Annotated in this window: 15 protein-coding genes; 3 read left to right on the forward strand and 12 right to left on the reverse strand. The window is 68.7% G+C overall.

What is annotated here, in order from left to right:
• Positions 1–27: 27 nt before the first annotated feature.
• The gene (locus NI1_RS24990) at positions 28–1,038 is read left to right on the forward strand and encodes a poly(ethylene terephthalate) hydrolase family protein (protein ID WP_067825150.1); all 1,011 of its coding nucleotides are present in this window, start codon (positions 28–30) and stop codon (positions 1,036–1,038) included.
• Between the two features lie 65 nt (positions 1,039–1,103).
• Here the strand turns inward: NI1_RS24990 and NI1_RS24995 are convergent, their stop codons facing one another.
• From NI1_RS24995 to NI1_RS25030, 8 genes are all read right to left on the reverse strand, one after another.
• Entirely contained in the window at positions 1,104–2,120 is a 1,017-nt protein-coding gene (locus NI1_RS24995; protein ID WP_067825399.1) for an alpha/beta hydrolase, read from the reverse strand.
• Positions 2,121–2,242: 122 nt separating this feature from the next.
• Positions 2,243–2,638, reverse strand: coding sequence for a MarR family winged helix-turn-helix transcriptional regulator (locus tag NI1_RS25000; RefSeq protein WP_439957297.1), 396 nt, complete (start codon positions 2,636–2,638; stop codon positions 2,243–2,245).
• 142 nt (positions 2,639–2,780) lie between these two features.
• Positions 2,781–3,788: a pyridoxal phosphate-dependent aminotransferase gene (locus tag NI1_RS25005; RefSeq protein ID WP_067825154.1), complete on the reverse strand. Its 1,008-nt coding sequence runs from the start codon at positions 3,786–3,788 to the stop codon at positions 2,781–2,783.
• A 15-nt stretch (positions 3,789–3,803) separates the two neighbouring features.
• Positions 3,804–4,814 (reverse strand): 3-oxoacyl-ACP synthase III family protein, encoded by a 1,011-nt coding sequence (locus tag NI1_RS25010; RefSeq protein ID WP_067825156.1) that lies wholly within the window; start codon positions 4,812–4,814, stop codon positions 3,804–3,806.
• A 2-nt stretch (positions 4,815–4,816) separates the two neighbouring features.
• The gene (locus tag NI1_RS25015; protein ID WP_157535318.1) at positions 4,817–5,476 is read right to left on the reverse strand and encodes an SRPBCC family protein; all 660 of its coding nucleotides are present in this window, start codon (positions 5,474–5,476) and stop codon (positions 4,817–4,819) included.
• Positions 5,473–7,467: a thiamine pyrophosphate-binding protein gene (locus tag NI1_RS25020; RefSeq protein ID WP_084523628.1), complete on the reverse strand. Its 1,995-nt coding sequence runs from the start codon at positions 7,465–7,467 to the stop codon at positions 5,473–5,475. Before NI1_RS25020 ends, NI1_RS25015 begins: the two co-directional genes overlap by 4 nt.
• A 177-nt stretch (positions 7,468–7,644) precedes the next feature.
• The gene (locus NI1_RS25025) at positions 7,645–9,399 is read right to left on the reverse strand and encodes an acyl-CoA dehydrogenase family protein (protein ID WP_067825158.1); all 1,755 of its coding nucleotides are present in this window, start codon (positions 9,397–9,399) and stop codon (positions 7,645–7,647) included.
• Between the two features lie 14 nt (positions 9,400–9,413).
• Positions 9,414–11,216: an AMP-dependent synthetase/ligase gene (locus NI1_RS25030; protein WP_067825160.1), complete on the reverse strand. Its 1,803-nt coding sequence runs from the start codon at positions 11,214–11,216 to the stop codon at positions 9,414–9,416.
• A 373-nt stretch (positions 11,217–11,589) separates the two neighbouring features.
• Between NI1_RS25030 and NI1_RS25035 the strand changes: the two genes are divergently transcribed.
• Positions 11,590–12,783: a PucR family transcriptional regulator gene (locus tag NI1_RS25035; RefSeq protein ID WP_067825162.1), complete on the forward strand. Its 1,194-nt coding sequence runs from the start codon at positions 11,590–11,592 to the stop codon at positions 12,781–12,783.
• Positions 12,784–12,909: 126 nt separating this feature from the next.
• Positions 12,910–14,094 (forward strand): PucR family transcriptional regulator, encoded by a 1,185-nt coding sequence (locus NI1_RS25040; RefSeq protein ID WP_169815629.1) that lies wholly within the window; start codon positions 12,910–12,912, stop codon positions 14,092–14,094.
• Here NI1_RS25040 and NI1_RS25045 read toward each other — a convergent pair.
• The 4 genes from NI1_RS25045 to NI1_RS25060 all read right to left on the reverse strand — a co-directional run bounded on the left by NI1_RS25045 (position 14,087) and on the right by NI1_RS25060 (position 19,753).
• The gene (locus NI1_RS25045; RefSeq protein WP_245663386.1) at positions 14,087–15,253 is read right to left on the reverse strand and encodes a serine hydrolase domain-containing protein; all 1,167 of its coding nucleotides are present in this window, start codon (positions 15,251–15,253) and stop codon (positions 14,087–14,089) included. The two genes, NI1_RS25040 and NI1_RS25045, sit on opposite strands and share 8 nt — an antisense overlap.
• A 123-nt stretch (positions 15,254–15,376) precedes the next feature.
• On the reverse strand, positions 15,377–16,966 hold the full coding sequence (locus NI1_RS25050; protein WP_245663387.1) for a serine/threonine-protein kinase: 1,590 nt from the start codon (positions 16,964–16,966) through the stop codon (positions 15,377–15,379).
• A gap of 30 nt (positions 16,967–16,996) precedes the next feature.
• Positions 16,997–18,505 (reverse strand): serine/threonine-protein kinase, encoded by a 1,509-nt coding sequence (locus NI1_RS25055; RefSeq protein ID WP_245663388.1) that lies wholly within the window; start codon positions 18,503–18,505, stop codon positions 16,997–16,999.
• Positions 18,506–19,753, reverse strand: coding sequence for a DUF7373 family lipoprotein (locus NI1_RS25060; protein WP_157535320.1), 1,248 nt, complete (start codon positions 19,751–19,753; stop codon positions 18,506–18,508).
• Positions 19,754–19,761 lie beyond the last annotated feature (8 nt).

The raw sequence follows: 19,761 nt of genomic DNA on the forward strand, positions 1-19,761 counted from the left end.
CGCATATCCGAAGGGGAGCCCTCGACGATGAGGACATTCACCGCTCTGAAAACCGCTGCGGCGGTGGGCATACTGGCATTCGCCGCCTGCACCGCGCCGGCACTCGCCTCCGCCGACGAAGCGGGACCGGCGGCGGCCACCGCCCAAAGCCGCTACGCCACAACGGGTCCGCATCCGGTCAGCACGCCGGTGGTGACCAATCCGTGCCAGCAGTCGGTGTACGGCATGATCGCCCACATCACCGTGACCGTCTTCGGCAATACCGACGAGCTGCAATGCACCCAGGCGTTCCCGGCCGGGCTGGAATCCCCGATCGGCGTGAACACCTACTATCCGGCCGATATCGCCGACCTGGCCGCCGCCCCGCTGGTGGTGCTGACCGGCGGGATCTGGTCCCAGCCCGGGCAATACGACCAGCTGGCCCGGTTGTACGCGAGTCACGGTTTCGTGGTGGTCATCCCGTACGACCTGTTCAACTCCACGGTGGACGTGCCGACCCTCGGCCTCGCCGTGGCGGTACTGACCGATCGCGATCCGGCATCACCGCTGTTCGGCAAGGTGGATTTGCGCCGCACCTTCTTCGCCGGGCACTCCGGCGGCGGGCAAGCCTCGCTGCAAGCCGGCGCTCTGCTGCCCGCGGTCGCCTCGCTCATCGACCCGGAGCTGCGCATCGCGGGCGTGCTGGCCATGGAGCCGGGGCCACTCGCGCTTGGATCGCTGATCGGCGTGCCGACGCTGTTCCTGACCGGCTACAACGACATCGTGGTACCGGATTTCGCGTGGGTGCGCTGGTGGCAGTACAACCTGATGTCCAATGCCCCGTCCTGGATCGCCAATGCCCGTGGCGTCACCCATTTCTCACCGGTGGACGGTCCCGAGCATTACCGGGCGGCGGGCGCGGGGGTGGCCTGGTTGCGCTATCTGGCATTCGGTGACGAGACCGCCAAGCAGTATTTCGTCGGCCCGGATTGGCAACTGCCATCGGATCAGACGTTCTTCACCGTCGAACGCAATGCCCTGGCAACCGCATTGAACTGACCCCCGAAACGAATTCAGCGCCCACCGAATTCGGTGGGCGCTGATCTCGTGCGGGCTCAGCGGATTCAGATCCCCATGCCGGCGGCCAGCATCGGCCACGACTTGTGCAGGGCGTCTTCCCAGTACGGCCAGTAGTGCGTGCCGACCGGGTTGAACTGGTAGGTCGCCGGGATCTGCAACGATTCCAGCTTGGACTGGAGATTGTGGGTGCAGCCGTTCACCGCTGCCTCGATGATGACGCCGAGGCTGAGGTTGATGGCACCGGTGACGCCGGGCGCGTTGTCGAGGTAGTACTGCACGTCCTCGAGCATCGGAATGCCGCTGCCGGTGGAGATGTAGAGCTGGGTGCCGCGCAGTTTCTCGGCATTGATGACCGGATCATTCGCCGCCCACAGCGGGGAATCGGCCGGGCCGTACATGTTCTCGGTATTGCCGCCCGCCCAGGTCTCGGTGGCGAGCTTGACGAAGCGCTGGCCGGCCGGGTCGGCGATCTGAGCGCAACCGCTGTACGCGGCGACCGACTTCCACAGGCCGGGCTTGGCCTCGGCCAATTGCAGCACCGAGGTGCCCGAGGTCGACAGGCCCGCGAGCGCGTTCAAACCGGTGGACTGCAATTCCTTGTCCAGCAGCGGCGGCAGTTCCTCGGTGAAGAAGGTCTTCCACTTGTTCAGGCCCAGCTTCGGGTCCGTCTTCTCCCAGTCGGTGTAGTAACTGCCGAGACCACCGATCGGCTGCACGACATTGACCTGCTTGTCGGTCAGCCATTCCAGGGCATTGGTGCGGGCCTTCCAGTTCGCGGTGCCCTCACCGCCGTCCAGGCCGTTGAGCATGTAGAGATTCGGTGCGGACTTGGATTCGTCGACCGGACGCTGGACATCGACCAGGATTTCCTTGTCCATGGCCGCCGAATAGACCTTCAGATGCCAGGTGCGCCCATCCTTGGTATTCGCGGTGATGGACGCGGGTTTCGACGGTTCCGCCGACGTGCTGCCCGCGGGCAGGCCCACCGCCAAGGCGATGGCGGCCGCGACCGCGGCGGCCCGCGCGACGGCGGACTTTCGCGTCGGTACTCGATAGTGCACCAATAACTCCCTTTGTGCCCGGGCCTCGTGCAGCCCGCGGTCGAGCTGTTTCCCCGGAGCTATGTCTTTCGCCGAGGCAAACTTGTTACTCGACAATGTCTTTCAAACGGGACTGCCCCGTGTCAAGACATGGGAGGCAGGGGCCCGGTCGAGACCTGCTCCAAACGGGCGCCGAGTTCATTGATCCGGTCGCGCAACTCCACCAGGGTCTCGACCGGATAGCCGATCCCCGCCATGGTCGCCTCGATCATCTGCTGGGCCCGGCGTTGCAGCGCTTGACCGGCGGGGGTGGCGCGCAGATGGACGGTGCGGCGATCGGATTCGCTGCGCACGCTGTCCACCAGACCGCGGGCTTGCAGCCGCGCAATGATCGGGGAGATGGTGCCGTAGTCCAGGCGCAGGTGCTCGCCGAGTTCGCGCATGGTGATGCCGGGGAATTCCCAGAGCGCCAGCAGCGCCAGGTACTGGGGGTAGGTGACCTGCATGGCGTCCAGATGCGGGCGGTACGCGGCGGTCATGGCGCGGGAGGTGCTGTACAGGGCGAAGCACAGCTGGGTACTGAGGGCGAGCAATTCGTGATCCACGTCCGCGTCCGGAGCCGGGTACCCGCCGGCTTCGGACCCGGTATGTGGTCGAGCGTCCATTGTCACAGGGTACGCATTACGCGATGGTGGTCCGTACCGCGGTGAGGACGGCATCGGTGGCCGGTCCGTCGCCGACGGTGACCCGGATGCCGTCGGCATAATCCTTGACCTGGATGCCCGCCTCGGCGAAGGAGTTCCGCAAGCGGAATCCGGCCGCCTGGTCAGGGGTGAAGACGTACGCGAAATTGGCGGCGCTGACCGGCACCGCCAGACCCAGCGCGCGCAGCCCGGCGCCGAGGCGCGCACTCTCGGCGCGAATGGCCTCGACGCGGGCGGTGAGTTCGTCGGCGGCGTCGTAGCAGGCGCGCACCCCGGCCTCGGCGAGGGCGTGCATGGCGAACGGCACCTGGCGGTGCGCGATGCGGCCCATGGTCACCGGCGTCCCGACCGCGTAACCGATGCGCAGTGCGGCCAGCCCGAACGCCTTCGAAAAGGTGCGTACCACCACCAGATTCGGGTGCCGGTCGAGCAAGCCGAGGGTGGGGAGGCGATCGGCGTGCGGGACGAACTCCAGGTACGCCTCGTCGAGTACGGCGGTGACGGCCGGATCGAGCGCCGCCAGGAAGTCGGTGAGCGCGGCGGGATCCAGGCGGGTGCCGGTGGGGTTGTGCGGATTGCAGACCACCACCAGGCGGGTGCGGGTGCCGACCGCGGCGGCCATGGCGTTCAGGTCCTGGCAGCCGCCGGGGGTGAGCGGTACGGCGACGGTCTTGCCGCCCACCATGTCGGTGAGCATCGGGAAGCCCTCGAAAGTCGGTGTGGCCATGACGACTTCGTCGCCGGGGCGGACGAATTCCTGGAGCAGGGTCATGAACACGCCGGTCGCGCCGGCGCCCACCACCACGCGCTGCGGTGCGACGCCGACCTGGGCGGCGATCATGCGGGGCAGCCGGTCGGGGCGGAACTCCGGGTAGCGGTTCGCGGCGACCAGCGCGCGTTCCAGCGCGGCGTGCACGGAAGGTAGTGGGCCGTACGGGTTTTCATTGAGCCCGAGCCGGTGTCCGAGCTCGATGGTGTGCGTCATGCTAGTTCCGTCCGTTCAGCGTCCGCCCCAGCGCACCGCGGCCGCGGCGGCGAAATCACCGGCGTGCGCGAAACCGGCGAACATCACCAGCGATCCGGCGGGAACGCGGCCCTCGTCCACGGCCCGGTCGAAGGTGACGGGAATGCCGGCGGCGAAGAGGTTTCCGCAGTCGTCGAAGGTGTCGGGGTGCTTCTCGGCGGGGAGTTGCAGGGCGTCGCGCCAGTTGCGCAGGAAGGCGCGGTTGGGCTGGTTGGTGACCAGCAGGTCGAGATCGGTCGCGGGGACGCCGATCCGGGTGCAGACCGCCTGCGCGACCTCGGGGACGATGCGGTTGCCGCGCGCCAGCACCCGCACGATCTTGGATTCGGTGAAGCCGACGTGCATCTGGCCCGGACCGGCTTCCCAGTACTTGCGCGGCGGGTCGGCCATGACCGTCATCTGCCCGGCGTACTGGGGCAGGTGCCGGGTCTCGATGTCGAGGATCGGGGAAGCGCCGGATTTCACCAGCAGGCCCGCGCCCGCGCCGTCACCTGGAATGGCGGCCTGGGGTTTGCCGCGCACCTGTTCCTGCGTGAAAACCTGTCCGGCGCAGTTCTGTACGGTCACGATGAGCGCCGACTTGGCGTCGGTGGTCGCCAGCAGCTGGCGGGCGAGTTTCATGCCGTGCACGAAGGCCGCGCAGCCGCCGTTGTGCAGATCGATCAGCCATTCGGGGTTGATGCCCAGGCGCGCGGCCACTTCGCCGCCGTTGCCGACGATGCCGGTTTCCGGGAGCTGGGTGTGCACGATCAGAATATCGATGTCGCGCAATACCTCCCGGCCCTGGCGCGCCAGAATGGGGGCGACGGCCCGTTCGGCCATATCGGCGACGGATTCGCCGGGCGCGATATGGCGGCGGAACTTGGGGGCCTTGAACATGACGTTGGCGGTCACGTCCGCCGGGTCGGCGTGCTGAGCGAAATAGTCGGCGGAGACGATGTTCTCGGGCAGGTACCCGGCGACGTCGAGGAGGCTCACGGTGCTCATGCTCAGTCCATCCATTCCGGCTTGATCGGCTGGCCGGCGGCGTGGCGGTGCTCGCAGATGGCCTTGAGATTGCGTAGTTCGAGCAGGTGCCCGGCGGCGAAGAGGTGCCAGAAGTCGCCCACCCAGACCGGGCGATCGGCCGGGGCGGTGGCGGGATAGCCGTTCTCCTCGTAGAAGGGGTGACGGCAGTTGGTCCAGGTGACCACCGAGCCCGGCTTGTTCAGCACCACCTGCGCGTCCACCACGCGCATCAGGTAGATCATCCACAGGTGCTCGCTCTGATCCCACGAACAGTGGTAATCCACCGTGCGCGCTTGCGGATTGGCGACGGTGCGGGTGTAGATCCGGGTGTGCGAGCCGATGCGGTCGTCCGAAACCCACAGGTCCGGTTCCCCGGCCCGCTCGAATCCCCGCATGCTGTAGGTCCATTCGCACAAGCTGCGGGTGTCGGCCAGGTACTCGTACACCTCGTCCGGCGGGGCGGCCACGAATTCGTGGACCGTGCAGTAGTCCCCGAAGATCTCGTCGTGCGGATACACCGCGCGCGTCATATCCAGCACCATCGGCATCCCCTCCTTCATGGCGAGGGTTTCGATGCGATACACCCCGGGCACTCCGACATCGGGCACTTCGATGGGGGCGATGCGGGCAGCTTCGGTCATGCTGACAACTCCTTCAGGAAGGGGGCGAAGGGCGGAATCTCATCGGGATCGCAGAGCAATTCGATGAAGGCGGGCCCGGAAGTGGTACGGGTTTCGTCGAGCGCGCGTTCGAACTCGTCGATGGTGGTGGCGGTGAACGCCGGCAGATGCGGGAACATGGCGGCCACGGCCGCCCCGATCCGCGCCTGCCCGAACCGGTTGAAGGTGTACTCCCCCGAGTAATAGAGCTGTTCGCGCGTCACGCACATCCCGTGCGCGTTGTTGTTGAACACCACGAACGTGACGGGCACGTGATACTCGACAGCGGTATGCACTTCGTGCCCGTGCATGAAGTACGAACCGTCCCCGGCGATCACGACGGCTCGCCGCCCCCGCCCCAGCGCGGCCCCGACCCCCGCCCCGAACGCATACCCCATCCCGCCCATCCCGAGCGCGATCAGGAACCGCCCGTCCTCGGGCACCGGCAGATAATGCACCACGGCCGCACCGGTATTCCCCGCATCCGCGACCACGGTGGTACCGGCCGCCAGCCGATCCCGCAGGGCCAGCACCGCCTCGCGATACCGCACCCCGGGGCCGCTCCCCTCCGGAACCGGCAACTCCGGCAAGGAGTTCCACCCACCCGTGTTCCCTCGGGCCCGGAATTCCCGGCCGGCTCCCGCCGCAGGGTCAGCGGGGCCGTCGACGGGAGGCGTTTCGATGTCGGAGCCGGAAATCGGAACACCTCGACGCGATTGCGCGGCGAGTTCACGCAGGCGACTCCGTAGCGGTCCGGGCACGTGCACCTCCGCCGGCACATACGGCTTTTCATCGCCCACGCTCGCCACATGCGTGCAGGCGAGCAGCGCGTCGTCGAGTCCCGCGCGCGCCGTCATCGGCAGCGTCGCACCGACGAGGACGCACACCGCCGCCCCGGCCACCAGCTCCGCGACATGCGGATGCCCCATGATCCCGGTGATACCGCCGAATCTCGAATCCCCGTTCGGGAACGCGTCTTTGGCGTCCGGCGTCACCAGCACCGTGGCGTCCACCGCGCGCGCCAGCGCCGCGAGTTCGGCCCGCGCGTCGGCCCGCGCCACCTCCGGCCCGGCGATGAAAACCACCGGACCGCGCAGCGACCCGAGCAACTGGGCCAGCGCGTGCGCCGCGCTGTCACCGTCCCGCAGGGCGATTCGGCTCGGCGTGGCTTCCGAACCGGTCGGCCCGGCCGGAAGATGTTGGGAATGAATGCCTTCCGGGGTCACTCCGGCACCACCGCGCGGCGCTGCGCCACTGTGGCGTACGGCGTGGCCCGCTGTCAGGCTGCTCCCGGCATCCCCGCTCGATGAGGCGGCGGCGGTCCCACGGCGAGATCCGGCGACGGTCTCGTGGGGATACCCGCTGGGATCCGCGTCGGCTTGCACCCGGGGGTAGAGCGCGGGCGCGGCCTGAATATCTTTGGGCAGCAACAGAACCGCCGGGCCAGCGGCGTATGCGGCGGCGAGTGCACGGTCCAGTGCCGCCTCGATATCCCCGGCGGTGACGACTTTTTCGCAGTGGCGACTGACCGCGGTGAAGATGCGTTCGGCGTCGAGGAGGCCGGGGCCGCCGCTGGTGTCCTGGAAGGCGCCTCGGCGTTCGAGGGCGAGGGGCGGCTGGCCGACCAAGGCCAGCAGGGGGATTCGCGAGTCGTAGGACTCGGTGAGGGCGGCGAGGAGGTTCATGGCTCCGCCGCCGGAGGTGGCCGCTACTACGCCGAGGCGGCCGGTGGCGCGGAAGTAGCCGTCCGCCATGGTGGCCGCGCCGAATTCGTGTTTGGCGACGATGCCGGTGAGGGGGTGGGGAGTGCGGTGCAGGGCATCGTAGAGGTCTTCGATATTCGCACCGCCTACACCGAAGACGTGGGTGGTGTGGGCGGCGAGGCGGGTGACGATCAGGTCGGCGACGGTCGGAACTACCGGCCGCGCATGGGGTTTCGCGGTCTGCGCTGAGATTGATCGTGTGCGATACATCGCACACAATGTAACTGCCTCACACTGACTGAGACAATGTGTGCCATCTCACAATCAGGACGAAATACTTTGCGGTGCAAAGTGTTTGGAACGCGCGACGGCCCCACCGGCGAGGGGCCGGTGGGGCCGCGCGGTCCGGGTCGCGGCGACGCCCGGACGATCGGTCGGGGTATGCGGTTATACGATCTCGCCGTCCCCGGGGTTCATTTCGTAGGCCCCCGCGAGGGCGACGACCCGCGACCAGACCGTATCGGCGCGGGCGGGATCGGTGATCGCCGAGCGCACCAGGGCCAGTGCGTGATTGCGCTGAGCCTCGGTCGCGGCGGCGCGATTGTGCAGTTCGACCGCGCGCACCGACAGATCGCGGACCAGCACGTCGAAGATCTGATCGATGATCGCCGCCTCGGTGCCGTCCACGGCCGCCTGCTCCAGGATCAGCTGGGCGTAGACGAGCAGCGTGAACAACTCGCCCAGCGCGAGCAGGAAATCGGTGTCGCGCTGCTGTTCCGGGGTGGGCGGTTCACTGCCGAGCAAGCGGGTCAGGCCCTCGGCCTGTTCGCGGAAGACCGTCACATTGGCGATCTCGGCGAACGGTTCGAAGGCATCGCGCCAGTCGGCGAAGGTGATCGAGCCCAGTCCGCGCGTCGGTCCCTGCGCGAACAGGAACTCGTCGTCGGCCGCATCGTCGCGCACCGGCACCTCGGGGCGTTCGGTCGCGCCGAAGAGGTAGTTGGGCAGGAACTTCAGGATGAGCGCGAGGTTCACGTGCACCGTGCCCTCGAGCTTCGCCGGCGCGGAGATGTCCTTGGCCACCTGGTTGAAGTAGGTGTCCTTCTCGAAACCCTTGGCGGCGATCACATCCCAGAGTTCGGCCACCACCCGCTCGGCCTCGGTGGTCACCTTCATCTTGGTGACCGGGTTGAACAGCAGATACCGGCGGTCCTGCGCATGCGCCGACCGGAAGTAGTCGATGGCGCGGGTGGAGAACAGCTTCATGGCCCGCAGCCGGGCGTAGGCATCGACGAAAGCCCTGCGCACATGCGGGAATTCGGTGACCCGATTGCCGTACAGCACCCGGTTGTGCGCATGCGTGACGGCCTCGTAGAAGGAGTGCTCGCACATGCCGATGGAGGCGAACCCGATATTGAACTTGCCCACGTTCACGGTATTGAGCGCGGCCTCGAACGCCGCCTGCCCGGTGTGCAGAATGTCCTCCGCCGTCACCGGATACTCGTCCAGCCGGAATTCGCTGACATACATCTGCGCGTGCACGGTGTTCTTGACCACCGTATAGGCGGGGTGCCGGCTGTCCACGGCGAAGAAAAGGTAGCCGTCCGGCCCGTCGACGTCGGCGCGGCGGCCGAACACCGAAACCATGCCCGCCACATTGCCGTTGCCGATGTAGTACTTGCTGCCGGTGGCGGTGAACCCGCCGTCGGAGACCGGCGTGAGCACCATATCGGTGGAGTAGATGTCGGCCCCGTGGGTGCGCTCGGACAACCCGAACGCGAACACCTCACCGGCGTCGAGCAGGCGTGCCGCCCGCTGCTTGGCCTGTGCGTTCGCGCTCTGCCAGATCGGTCCCAGCCCCAGAATGGTGACCTGCCAGGCGTACCAGTACCCGAGCCCGTAGAACGCCGCGATCTCACTGAACGCCGCGATCCGCGAGGTGTCCCAGCGCTTGTCGGGATCCCCTTCACCCTCGAGCGCCGGCGTCAGCAGCGTCGCGAACAGCTTCTCCTTGGCCGCGAACTCCAGATAGTCGGCGTACCAGGTCGTTTCATTGTATTGCCGGAGCAGCGTGCGCTTGCCGCGCTGCTCGAACCAGTCGATGGTCGCGCGCAGCAGGCGCTGGGTCTGCGGGTCGTACCCCGACAGGTCGACGGTGTTCGGGTTCAGCAGGCCGGAGGCCGGGTCGGCGAGTCCACTCACGGGATGCTCCTGATTCAGTTGTAGAGGGCGGCGATGTCGGCGGCGTACTTCTCCGCCACCACCGCGCGCTTGAGCGACATCTTCGGCGTCAGTTCGCCGCTTTCCTGAGTCCAGTCGACGGTCAGCACCCGGAACTTCTTGATGCCCTCCGCCTTCGAGACCTTCGCATTGGTCTCGGCGATGGCGGCGTCGAGTTCGGCGCGCAGCTCGGGTAGCTCCACGATCCGTTCGAGCGGCGTCGCGGCATCCACCTCGTGGCGTTCCAGCCAGCCCGGCAGCGCCTCGGGATCGAGGGTGATGAGCGCGCCGACGAACGGCTGCCCGTCACCGACCGCCATGCACTGGCTGATCAGCGGATGCGCCCGCAGCGAATCCTCAAGCGGGGCGGGCGAGACGTTCTTGCCGGCCGCGGTCACCAGGATCTCCTTCTTACGCCCGGTGATGCGCAGATACCCGTCGTCGTCCAGCGCGCCGAGATCGCCGGTACGGAACCAGTCCTCGGTGAACGCCTCCGCGGTGGCGGCGTCGTTGTGCCAGTAGCCGGAGAAGACCAGCGAACCGCGCAGCAGCACCTCACCGTCCTCGGCGATCTTCACCGCCTGCCCTTCCACGGGCCGCCCGACGGTCCCGACCCGGATCGCGCTCGGCGTATTGACGGTGATCGCCGCGCTGGTCTCGGTGAGCCCATACCCCTCGTAGATGGGCACACCCGCACCTCGGAAGAAGTGCCCGAGCCGCGCGCCCAGCGGCCCGCCGCCGGAGACCGCCCGCGAGCACCGGCCGCCCATGGCCGCACGGAGTTTCGTGTAGACCAGGCGATCGAAGACCGCGTGCTTGATCCGCAGCAGCAGGTCCGGGCCACCGGTCTCCTGCGCCTGACTCCACGCGATGGCGGTGGCCGCGGCGGCATCGAAGATGCGGCCCTTACCGCTGTCGTGCGCGCGCTGCTTGGCCCCGTTGTAAACCTTTTCGAACACGCGCGGCACCGCGAGAATGAAATCCGGCTGGTAGGCGGCGAACTGCTGGGGCAGCGTGGACCAGTCGCTGGAGTGCGCGACGGTGACCCGCGCGGAGAGCGAGGCCACCGAGATGGCCCGGGCGAAGACGTGCGCGAGCGGCAGGAACATCAGCGTGCGCCCGCCCGCGACCAGCGCGTCGGTGAGGGCGCGCTGCCCGGACAGGGCTTCGGCGAGCAGATTGCGATGGGTGAGGATGACGCCCTTGGGTCGTCCGGTGGTGCCGGAGGTGTAGATGAGGGTGGCGGGGGCGTCCGCGGTGACCGCCGCGCGCCGGGCCGCCAGCTCGGCATCGCCGATCTGCGTTCCGCGCCGGATCAATTCGTCGATCGCGTCCGAGTCGATGCGCAGCATCTCCCCCACCAGCGGCGCGGTCACCATCGAAATGGTGCGCGCGTGGCCGAGATGCTCGACCACGACCAGCTTGCTGCCGGAGTCGGTGAGAATCCATTCGGCCTGATCGGGCGCGGAGCTGTCGTAGATGGCGACGGTGCAGCCGCCCGCGGCCCACACCGCGAAGTCCAGCAGCGACCATTCGTAGCGGGTGCCGGACATGATGGCCACCCGATCGCCCGCCTCGATCCCGCTGGCGATGAGCCCCTTGGCGACGGCCGCCACCTGCGCGGCGAATTCGGCCGCGGTGATATCGCGCCACCCGTTGTCCGCCGGCACCTGGAAGGCCACGAAATCCGGCCAGTCGCGGGCGTTCCCGGTGACGAGATCGGGCAGCGCCGCGTCGGGGGCGATGGTGTAGGACGCGGGCACCACCAGCTCACGGCCGGCGGACACAGTGGTTCGCATGCAGTTCCTCTACGCGCAGTGCCGGACGACATAGTCCGAACGGTCAGCTGACAATGGTGGGTGCGTGAGGGCCAGGTCACAATGGACTCACGCCCAGCGCGGATTGTGCCGGTGCACAATCAAGCGGGCATTGCCCGCGGCAGCGGCGCGCGAAAATCGTTCGGGCCGCGCGTAATCCGCAGCCCCGGCCGGGGTGCCCGGGGAGGCCCACCGGCGTCGAGCCAGATTGTCGGCGCGCGCGGGGCCGCCCGCAATGTGCTCGCGTACACGACATGACAAGCGCGGTTGTGCCCGCGCACGAACTTCGCCGGTGGCCGCGCGAGAGTCACCGCGCTGTCGTGACCTGCGGGTGAACGCCGCTAGCATCTCGTCCGTGACCGACCGACCCGCCGTCTCCCCCGCCGTCGCGCGGATCAGCGCGCTGCTGCTCGCGGATATCGACGCGCTCTCCGATGCGGTGGCGGGCGCGATCGCGGCGGCCGAGCGGACGCTGCTGCCGGCGCCCAACTACGAACGGCTGCGCGACAATAACCGGCGGCATCTGACTGCGGTGCTGACCTATCTCGCGGGCGGGCCCGAAACCGGGCTGCCGATCGCGCGCGAAACCGGGTGCGAGAGCGCGGCCGAGGGTGTTCCATTGCCGGTGGTGCTGCGCACCTATCGCATCGCGGCGCGGGTCACCTGGGATCGGGCCATGGCGTTGACCGGGGACGAACTCGGGGCCGGGCGGGCGCTGCTGGCCACCGCGTCCGAGGTGTGGCGGCTGGTCGACGACTATTCGCAGGCGATGACCATCGGATATCAGGAGGCGATGAGCGAGATCCAGCGGCGCGACGCCCGGCTGCGGGACGCGGCCCTGGACGCCCTGCTGACCGGGCGGGTGGACGGCGGGAACCTGCGTGAATACGCCGATATCGTCCGGCTGCCGGTGCAGAGCAGTTACGCGGTGGTGGCCGCGGCCTCGGAATCGGCTGCGGCCGAACCGCTTCCGGGGGTCGGTGAGGCGCTCACCGCGCTGGGGGTGCGGTCCGCGTGGCGGGTCCGGGTGGATACCCAGATCGGCATCGTGGCGGTCACCGACACCTTCACCCTGGAGCGGCTGACCGCGCTGCTGGGCGAGCGCGCCACCGGTGCGGTCGGGGTCAGCGCCGCCTACGGCATGCTCACCGATACCGCCGCCGCCCTGCGGCAAGCCGAATTGGCCTGTGCCACCGCACAATCGGACAGCGATCGGGTGGTCCGCTACGACCGGGCGCTGATTCCGGTGCTGCTCGCCGGAGCCCCCGAGATCGCCGACGCGCTCATCCAGCGCGTGCTGGGCCCGCTGCTCGAACTCCCCGAACACGACCGCGCCACACTGCTCGAGACCATGTCGGCGTGGTTCGCCTCGGACGGTGAGGTGGCGGCCGTGGCGGGGGTGCTGTTCTGCCATCGCAATACGGTCCGTTTCCGGCTCAACCGGATCACCGATCTCACCGGCCGCCGCTTCACCGCGCCGGCCGAATCCGCCGAACTGTTCCTCGCGCTGCACGCCTACCGCTCGCGCCGTACCGACTCCGCGCGCTGAGCCGGACGCCTGCGACAGCGGTCCCGCTGTGCCCGGGACCAGCGACGACCGGCTGCGAGCGGGCCGCCGCACAACGAACCGCGCGGGGACTGGACGCTCGCGGCCGTCTGACTAGCATCGATGCTCGTGAACGATCGGTCATCCGCCAGCAATGCCTTCATCGCCGAGGCGGGCCGTGCACTGCTGGCCGATATCGACGCGCTGGTGGCGGAGGTGGCGGCGGCCATCGAGCAGGCCGAACCGGCGTATCCCGAACTGGCCACGCCGGAGGGGTTGCGGCAGAACAACCGCGAGCATCTGGTCGCGATCCTGTCGCACCTGGCCGGTGACCCCGACGCGGGCACCGAGGTGGCGCGCGCCAACGGCAGGTTGCGGGCGCAGCAGCGCATTCCCTTGCCGGTGGCCTTGCGCTCGTATCGCATCGGCGCGCGGGTGACCTGGGAGCGGGCGCTCGGCTACGCGACCGAGAATCCGGGCGACGAGCGCGCGCTGCTGCGCCTGGCCTCGGACGTCTGGCAGCTGGTCGACGACTACTCCGAGGCGCTCACCCTCGGCTACCAGGAGGTCGAGAACGAGATGCAGCGGCGCGACGCCCGGCTGCGGGACGCGGCGCTGGACGCCCTGTTCACCGGCGGCGACGCACCCCGGCTCGGCGAATACGCCGACCTGCTGCGCCTGCCCCGCCAGGGCCGCTACCTGATGGTGGCGGCCACATCGGAAAGCACTGCGGCGGAAGCGATTCCGGGCATCAGCGAAACCCTGTCCACGCTCGGCGTCCGCTCCGCCTGGCAGCTGCGGGTGGACTGCCAGCTCGGCATCGTCGCCATCACCGACACCTTCACCCCCGAACGCCTGGTCCAGCTGTTGTCCGAACGCGCTACCGGTCCGGCCGGCCTGAGCACCGTCTACGACAGTCTGGAAGCCACCCCCGCCGCCCTGCGCCAAGCCGAATTGGCCTGCACCGCAGCGCAATGCGAAACAGCCCGGATCGTCCGCTACGAACAGGCGCTGATCCCCGTACTGCTCGCCGACGCCACCGAGATCGCCGAAGCCCTCACCGACCGCATCCTCGGCGGCGTACTCGCCCTGCCCGATCACGACCGCGGCACCCTGCTGGACACCATGTCGGCCTGGTTCGCCTCCGACGGCGAGGTGGCGGCCGTCGCCGAAACCCTGTTCTGCCACCGCAATACGGTCCGCTTCCGCCTCAACCGCATCACCGATCTGACCGGCCGCCGCTTCGCCGCCCCCGCCGAAGCCGCCGAGCTCTACCTCGCGCTCCAGGCGTATCGCACCCTCCGGCTCAACTGAACACCGCCCGGCACAGCGCCCCCGCGCGCCGGTCCAGATTGATCGACAACCCCAGCCGGTTGGTGACGTAGGCGAAGCCGAGACCCGTTGCCGGATCGGCGAATCCGAGCGATCCGCCCAGCCCGGGCGTCCCGTACGCGCGTCGATCCGCCGACCCGAACGGAAAGACATCGCACGACTTGCGGAAGCCGAGATGGAATCGGGTCTCGGTGTGCAGCACGGCATCCCGGGCAGCCGGCGGACCGGGTTCGGCCAGCGCCGCCCGCACCTCGGCCGAGAGCGGCACCATCGGCAGCCCGCCGATCGCGGCCGCGTACATCCGGGCAATGGAGCGCGCGTCACCAACCCCGTTGGTGCCGGCCAATTCCACCCGCAGATAGTCTCGCCGCACCGAATCGTCCGGCATCGGCAACCCCAGGTTCCCCACCGTTTTCCGGAAGGCCCCGAATCCCAGCTGCGCCGCACCGAGCACCCGCCACGCCACCTCCCGCTCATGCCGCAGCGCCAGTCCAGCGGCCCGGGTCGGCACCGCCACCCGCGCCAAGCTCGCCGAATCCGGCCACCCCAGCGTGAAATCCACCCCGTACGGCCCCAGCTCCGCCGCCACGATCTGCCCGATGCTCCGCCCCGCCGGATCCACCCGCCGCACCAGCTCGTTCTGATAAAGCGCCGCCGTCACCGGGTGATACCCGTGCCCCGCCACCGCCGCCGGCCGCTGCCCGGCAAGCACCTCCGCCAATGCGTCCAGATCACCGAACTGCTCCAACCGCAGCGTATGCCCCCGCAGCACCTGCAACCCCGCCCGATGATCGATCAACTCCCGCACGGTGATCCGCTCTTTCCCGTGCGCCGCGAACTCCGGCCAATACCCCGCCACCGCCGCGTCGTACTCGAGCCGCCCCGCCGACACCAGCATCGCCACCACCAGCGCCGCAACACCTTTCGTCACCGAGAACACCGGTACCACCGTGTCCCGCTCCCAAGGCAACCGCGCCCCCACCTCCCGCCACCCCGCCCACAGATCCACCACCGCACGGTCCCCGTCGAAAACAGCTACCGCCCCGCCGATCTCCCCCCGCCGCGTGAAATTCTCCCGAAAGGCATCCGCGACATGCCCCCACCCCTCCGCCACCGCACCGTGAATCTTCGGCCCTCGCACCCTCCGGACCATACGACCGACCCGTTCGCGGGTCACTGTGCCCGAAACCAATGCCCCTGCCGCCGCACTGGGCACATGCCCATTGCTTCGATGGACTTCGGAACCATTGGCCGCGAACCGATTTCAAAGCGGGGCGTCCGGCCACCATTGTTCGCGCAATTGCGCGCCGGACGTCGATCCGAACACTTCCAACCAGCAGTTCTTACGGGCGTTGTCGAGGAAGTTGATGCTGAGTATCCCGATCGTCCAGTCCGAGTTATCGACATCTCCCCAGGCCAGATGACCCCTCCCCCAGGACCGGTGCCAGTCTTCGTCGCCGGTGACCGTGGTGCGCTTGTTCAAATGCACCATCTCTTCAGCGGTGCGGTCAGCATTGCAACTGGCCACCAGCAGCTCCACCGGATCCTTGTTTCCGCTACAGGACAGGTGGTTCACTCCGGTCGCGGGCGCGGTCAGGGAGGCGGGCCGCTGATCGTCGTCCACCGCCGCGCACCGGATGCCTTGGTAACCTGCCGCATCCGGGCTCACGGGCAGCAGATTCGCGAAGGCCCGTGCGATGTAATCGTGACTGCCCCAGGTCTTGACGGTCGCAGTGGTCGACGGGGTGGTGCCGGCAACCAGCGGATCGGCGGCCGGTTCGCCGGATCGATACCACCACACACCGATTCCGCCGATCAGCAGCCCCACCGCGATCACCGCCCCGAGGCCGATCAGCCGGCTACGTCGCCGCGAGGCCGGCCGGGCGCGCAACACAGCGGTGGGTCCGGTATCCGGGGCGGAAAGCCCCGCCGCCCAGGCACTTCCGGCGACCGCGGTGCGGGCGAGGCGATCGGAGAGTGGTACGACGTGCGCGGCCTGCGCCGGGAAGCCCAGCGCGCCCGCCAATTCCGCCGCCAGCACGCCGCAGGACGGATACCGGTCGCCGGGCGCTTTGGCGAGGGCTCGCGCCAGCACATCGTCGACGGCCGGCGGCAGGCCGGGATGCAGGGCGGTGGCGGCCGGGGCTGCTTCATAGAGGTGGGCGGCCATCAGCGCACCGGGATTGGCGCGGCGGAACGGCTTGTATCCGGTGAGCAATTCGAACGCGGTGCAGCCGAGCGCGTAGACATCCGCGTGATGATCGACGGGTCGGCCGGTGAGCTGTTCCGGGGCCGCGTAGGCGAGGGTGGCCAGCACCGTCCCCGTCTCGGTCAGCGCCGTCGATCCGGCGGCGGCCTTGGCGATTCCGAAATCGGTCACCAGGATCCGTTCGGGCCGGCCGGACCGGGATTCCAGCAGAATATTGGCGGGTTTGACGTCGCGGTGCAGCAGACCGTTCCGATGCGCCTCGTCGAGACCGCGCGCCGCCTCCGTGATGACGCGCAGTATCCGTTGCGGCGCACGCTCTTCCGGTGCGGCACGGATGAGCGCCGACGCGTCGCTGCCGTCCACGAACTGCATGGCGATCCACAGCCGCCCCTGCTCCACCCCGCGATCGTGCACCGCCACGATATTCGGATGATCCAGGCGGGCAGCCAATTCCGCCTCGCGCACGAACCGCGCCCGGAATTCGGGATCGGACCCGTACTGGGCGGCCAGCACTTTCAGCGCGTCGCGGCGGGGCAGCCGCGGATGCCGGACCACATACACCGCGCCCATACCACCGCTGCCCAGCTCCCGCTCGATCCGATATCCGGCGAAAACCGTGCCCGGTAGCAGCGACGACTCGCTCACCACACGCCCGCCGATCGATCCGGAACGCGACTACAGCGGCGCATTGGGCCACCACCGTTGCATCAGGTCCGCGCCGGTGGTGCCCGCCGCGCCCCAAACGATCACCTCACAGAAGTTCCGGGCCGCATCGTCGAATTGGATCTGAAGCGTCCCGCCGAACTTTCCCGTACTCGCCTGACCCCAAATGATCCGGCCGCGCCGGCCCGCGCGCTCCCAGGTCTCCTCACCGCCTTGCGTCCAGTCAGGTCTCGTCAACGCTCGGACGCGCCCCGGCACTCGATCGCTGTTGCAGTACGCGCTGACCCCTTGCGCTGGATTATCGTTACCCTGGCAATCCAGGGTGGCGATCCGGCCCGGTTGGGAGTTCACGTCGGCAACTTCGACGTCCTCGTTGAGCGGCTTGCAGCGGATGCCCTGATATCCGCTGCCGGTCGGGGTGGCGGGCAGCAGCTTCGGGAACGCCTCGGCGACGAAAGCAAAGTTGCCCCAGGAAGGCGCGCTTCCCGCCGGGGTCGCGGAAGTGGTGGTGCCGGCGGTCGCGGACGGCGGTGCGACAGCGGTCCCGGATTCCGGATCACGTTGCAGCACAAGCACACCGGACCAAATCAGCCCCATCACCGCCAGCAGCGCGCCGATGGCATAGCCACGCCGCCGGCGGGCCCGAGCCCTGGCAGCAGGCCGGTGGCGGTCCGGGACACCGCGCAAGCCGGCCGCGGCCGCTTCGGCGAACCCACCGCACGAGTCGTAGCGGTCGGCCGGATCCTTGGCCAACACCCGTGCGATAACGGTGTCGATCGCCTGCGGCAGCGCCGGATTCATCAGACTCGGCCGAGGCGGTTCAGCCGCTATGTGCGCGTGCATGACGGCGGCGGTATTGGTGCGAGGGAAGGGCTGCTGCCCGGTCAGCAGTTCGAAGAACGCGCACCCCAGGGCGTAGACATCCGCTCGATGGTCGATCGCGCGGCCCATGAGCTGCTCCGGTGCCGCGTAAGCGAGAGTGGCCAGCACCGCCCCGGTTTGGGTCAGCGCGGTGGATTCCCCTGCCGCCTTGGCGATCCCGAAATCCGTCACCAGCGCCCGGTCGTCACCGCCCTGCCGCAACAGTATGTTCGCCGGTTTCACATCCCGATGCAGCAGCCCGCCTCGATGCACCTCGTCCAGCCCGTTCGCCACCTCGGCGGTAACGCGCAGCGCCAGCTCCGGGGGCAAGCCGTCCGGGTGCCGCCGCACGAGTTCGGCGGCATCGATACCCTCCACGTACTGCATGGCGATCCACGGCCGTCCGTCCGCCACGCCTCGGTCGTGCACCGCGACCACATTGGGATGGTCGATCCGAGCGGCCGTCTCCGCTTCGCGCAGGAACCGCGCCTGATACTCGGGGTCCGAACCGAATGGTTTCGGCAGCACCTTGAGCGCGTCGTAGCGCGGCAGACGCGGATGGCGGGCCAGATAGACGGTGCCCATGCCACCGGTTCCCAGCACCCGTTCGATCCGGTATCCCGCGAAAATAACCCCGGCGGTGAGCGATCCGGCCATCATTCAGTCCACCCATCCGATCAGCAACGCGTATTGCGCCGCCGCGCGCTGCCGCATCTGTTGTTCGGTGCGCGCGAAGAAGATCGCGATATAGCGCCCGTATCTCACCCTGCAGAAGAATTGCGTGAATCCCCCCTTGCCGACCTGATCCTCGGCCCCGCAGCGCATGTCCTCGGCGGGGACGCCTTGGGGCGCCACCACCACATGGTGGCCCTCGGAATCCTTCTGTTCCGCGTGTTCGAACGCGGTTCGGGCCGCGGCCGCGGTTCGGTAGCGAAACAGTGCATCCAGTCCGTTCACGGCGTGCAGTTCAGGCGCACTCGCTTCCGGAGTACCGTGCATGGCCCACAGGCGCACCGCACGCGGACCGAGCACCACACCGGCCGGGTACAGCGAGGCCTCCCAGCCCGCCACCACCTGCCGGGTCAGCGAGAACACCGCTGGATAGGGCCAGCGGCCCGGCGCGGCGGGAACCATATGACTCAGCATGGAGTCGCGATCCAGTGGGAGCGAGGCGATCTCGGCAACCGGAGTGGGGGTGAAGTCCCGTAGTCGTGCGATCTGTTTGTCGAATCCATTGCGGGCCAACGTCGTCAACGCGGACAGGTCGGTGGCGGTATGCGAAGCGAGCGCGTGCAGCACGTAGGATTCATGGGCAACGGTGGCCGCCAGGCTCGCTACGGTGGGCCGCCAATGTGCCACCGCCGCGGTGTATCCGGGGATCTGGACCGAGACATTCTCGGCATTCACCGCCTTGTCGACGGCATCGATGTCACGGGCCGCCCGGGCCGCCGCATCCGCGTCCGGGAAGCGCAGCAGCAACAGGGTCAGGCCGTGGAACTCGCCCGCCTTCGGCCGGTAGACCTCCCGATCCGCACCGCCGACCGCGACCCCTGCGATCATCCCTTCCCGTTCCAGCACCACACGCACCTGGGTGGCGAGCAGGGTCGCGGCGCGCGCCGGGGTGGGCATCAGCGCCAGCCCGTCGGTACCGATGGTCTGGGTCAGCGTGGGATCGGCCTCGCCGGGATCGATCACCGCTTCGGCCATCCGCACGGATTCCTCCACCCGCCCGTACTGCTCGTTGCCGGCGTCGGGCCGCTCCAGTGGCCGGATCGCGTGGATCCCGGTGTCGAACGTGGCCGGGTCCGGATGCCGCGGAACCGGATGCCCGGTCGTGGCGCAGGCGCTGACGAACGCAAGCGCCAGTATGACTGCGACCGTGCGTATTTCGATGGTTCGATTGATCATCCGCATTC

This window comes from Nocardia inohanensis NBRC 100128, from assembly GCF_001612945.1.
Taxonomy (GTDB): domain Bacteria; phylum Actinomycetota; class Actinomycetes; order Mycobacteriales; family Mycobacteriaceae; genus Nocardia; species Nocardia inohanensis.

What these genes read in the sequence shown, in the direction of transcription:
- NI1_RS25030 (WP_067825160.1), bottom strand. Translation starts at nt 11,216, where the DNA reads ATGCGAACCACTGTGTCCGCCGGCCGTGAGCTGGTGGTGCCCGCGTCC.
- NI1_RS25010 (WP_067825156.1), bottom strand. Translation starts at nt 4,814, where the DNA reads ATGAGCACCGTGAGCCTCCTCGACGTCGCCGGGTACCTGCCCGAGAAC.
- NI1_RS24990 (WP_067825150.1), top strand. Translation starts at nt 28, where the DNA reads ATGAGGACATTCACCGCTCTGAAAACCGCTGCGGCGGTGGGCATACTG.
- NI1_RS25000 (WP_439957297.1), bottom strand. Translation starts at nt 2,638, where the DNA reads ATGACCGCCGCGTACCGCCCGCATCTGGACGCCATGCAGGTCACCTAC.
- NI1_RS25020 (WP_084523628.1), bottom strand. Translation starts at nt 7,467, where the DNA reads ATGTATCGCACACGATCAATCTCAGCGCAGACCGCGAAACCCCATGCG.
- NI1_RS25015 (WP_157535318.1), bottom strand. Translation starts at nt 5,476, where the DNA reads ATGACCGAAGCTGCCCGCATCGCCCCCATCGAAGTGCCCGATGTCGGA.
- NI1_RS25005 (WP_067825154.1), bottom strand. Translation starts at nt 3,788, where the DNA reads ATGACGCACACCATCGAGCTCGGACACCGGCTCGGGCTCAATGAAAAC.
- NI1_RS25055 (WP_245663388.1), bottom strand. Translation starts at nt 18,505, where the DNA reads ATGATGGCCGGATCGCTCACCGCCGGGGTTATTTTCGCGGGATACCGG.
- NI1_RS25060 (WP_157535320.1), bottom strand. Translation starts at nt 19,753, where the DNA reads ATGATCAATCGAACCATCGAAATACGCACGGTCGCAGTCATACTGGCG.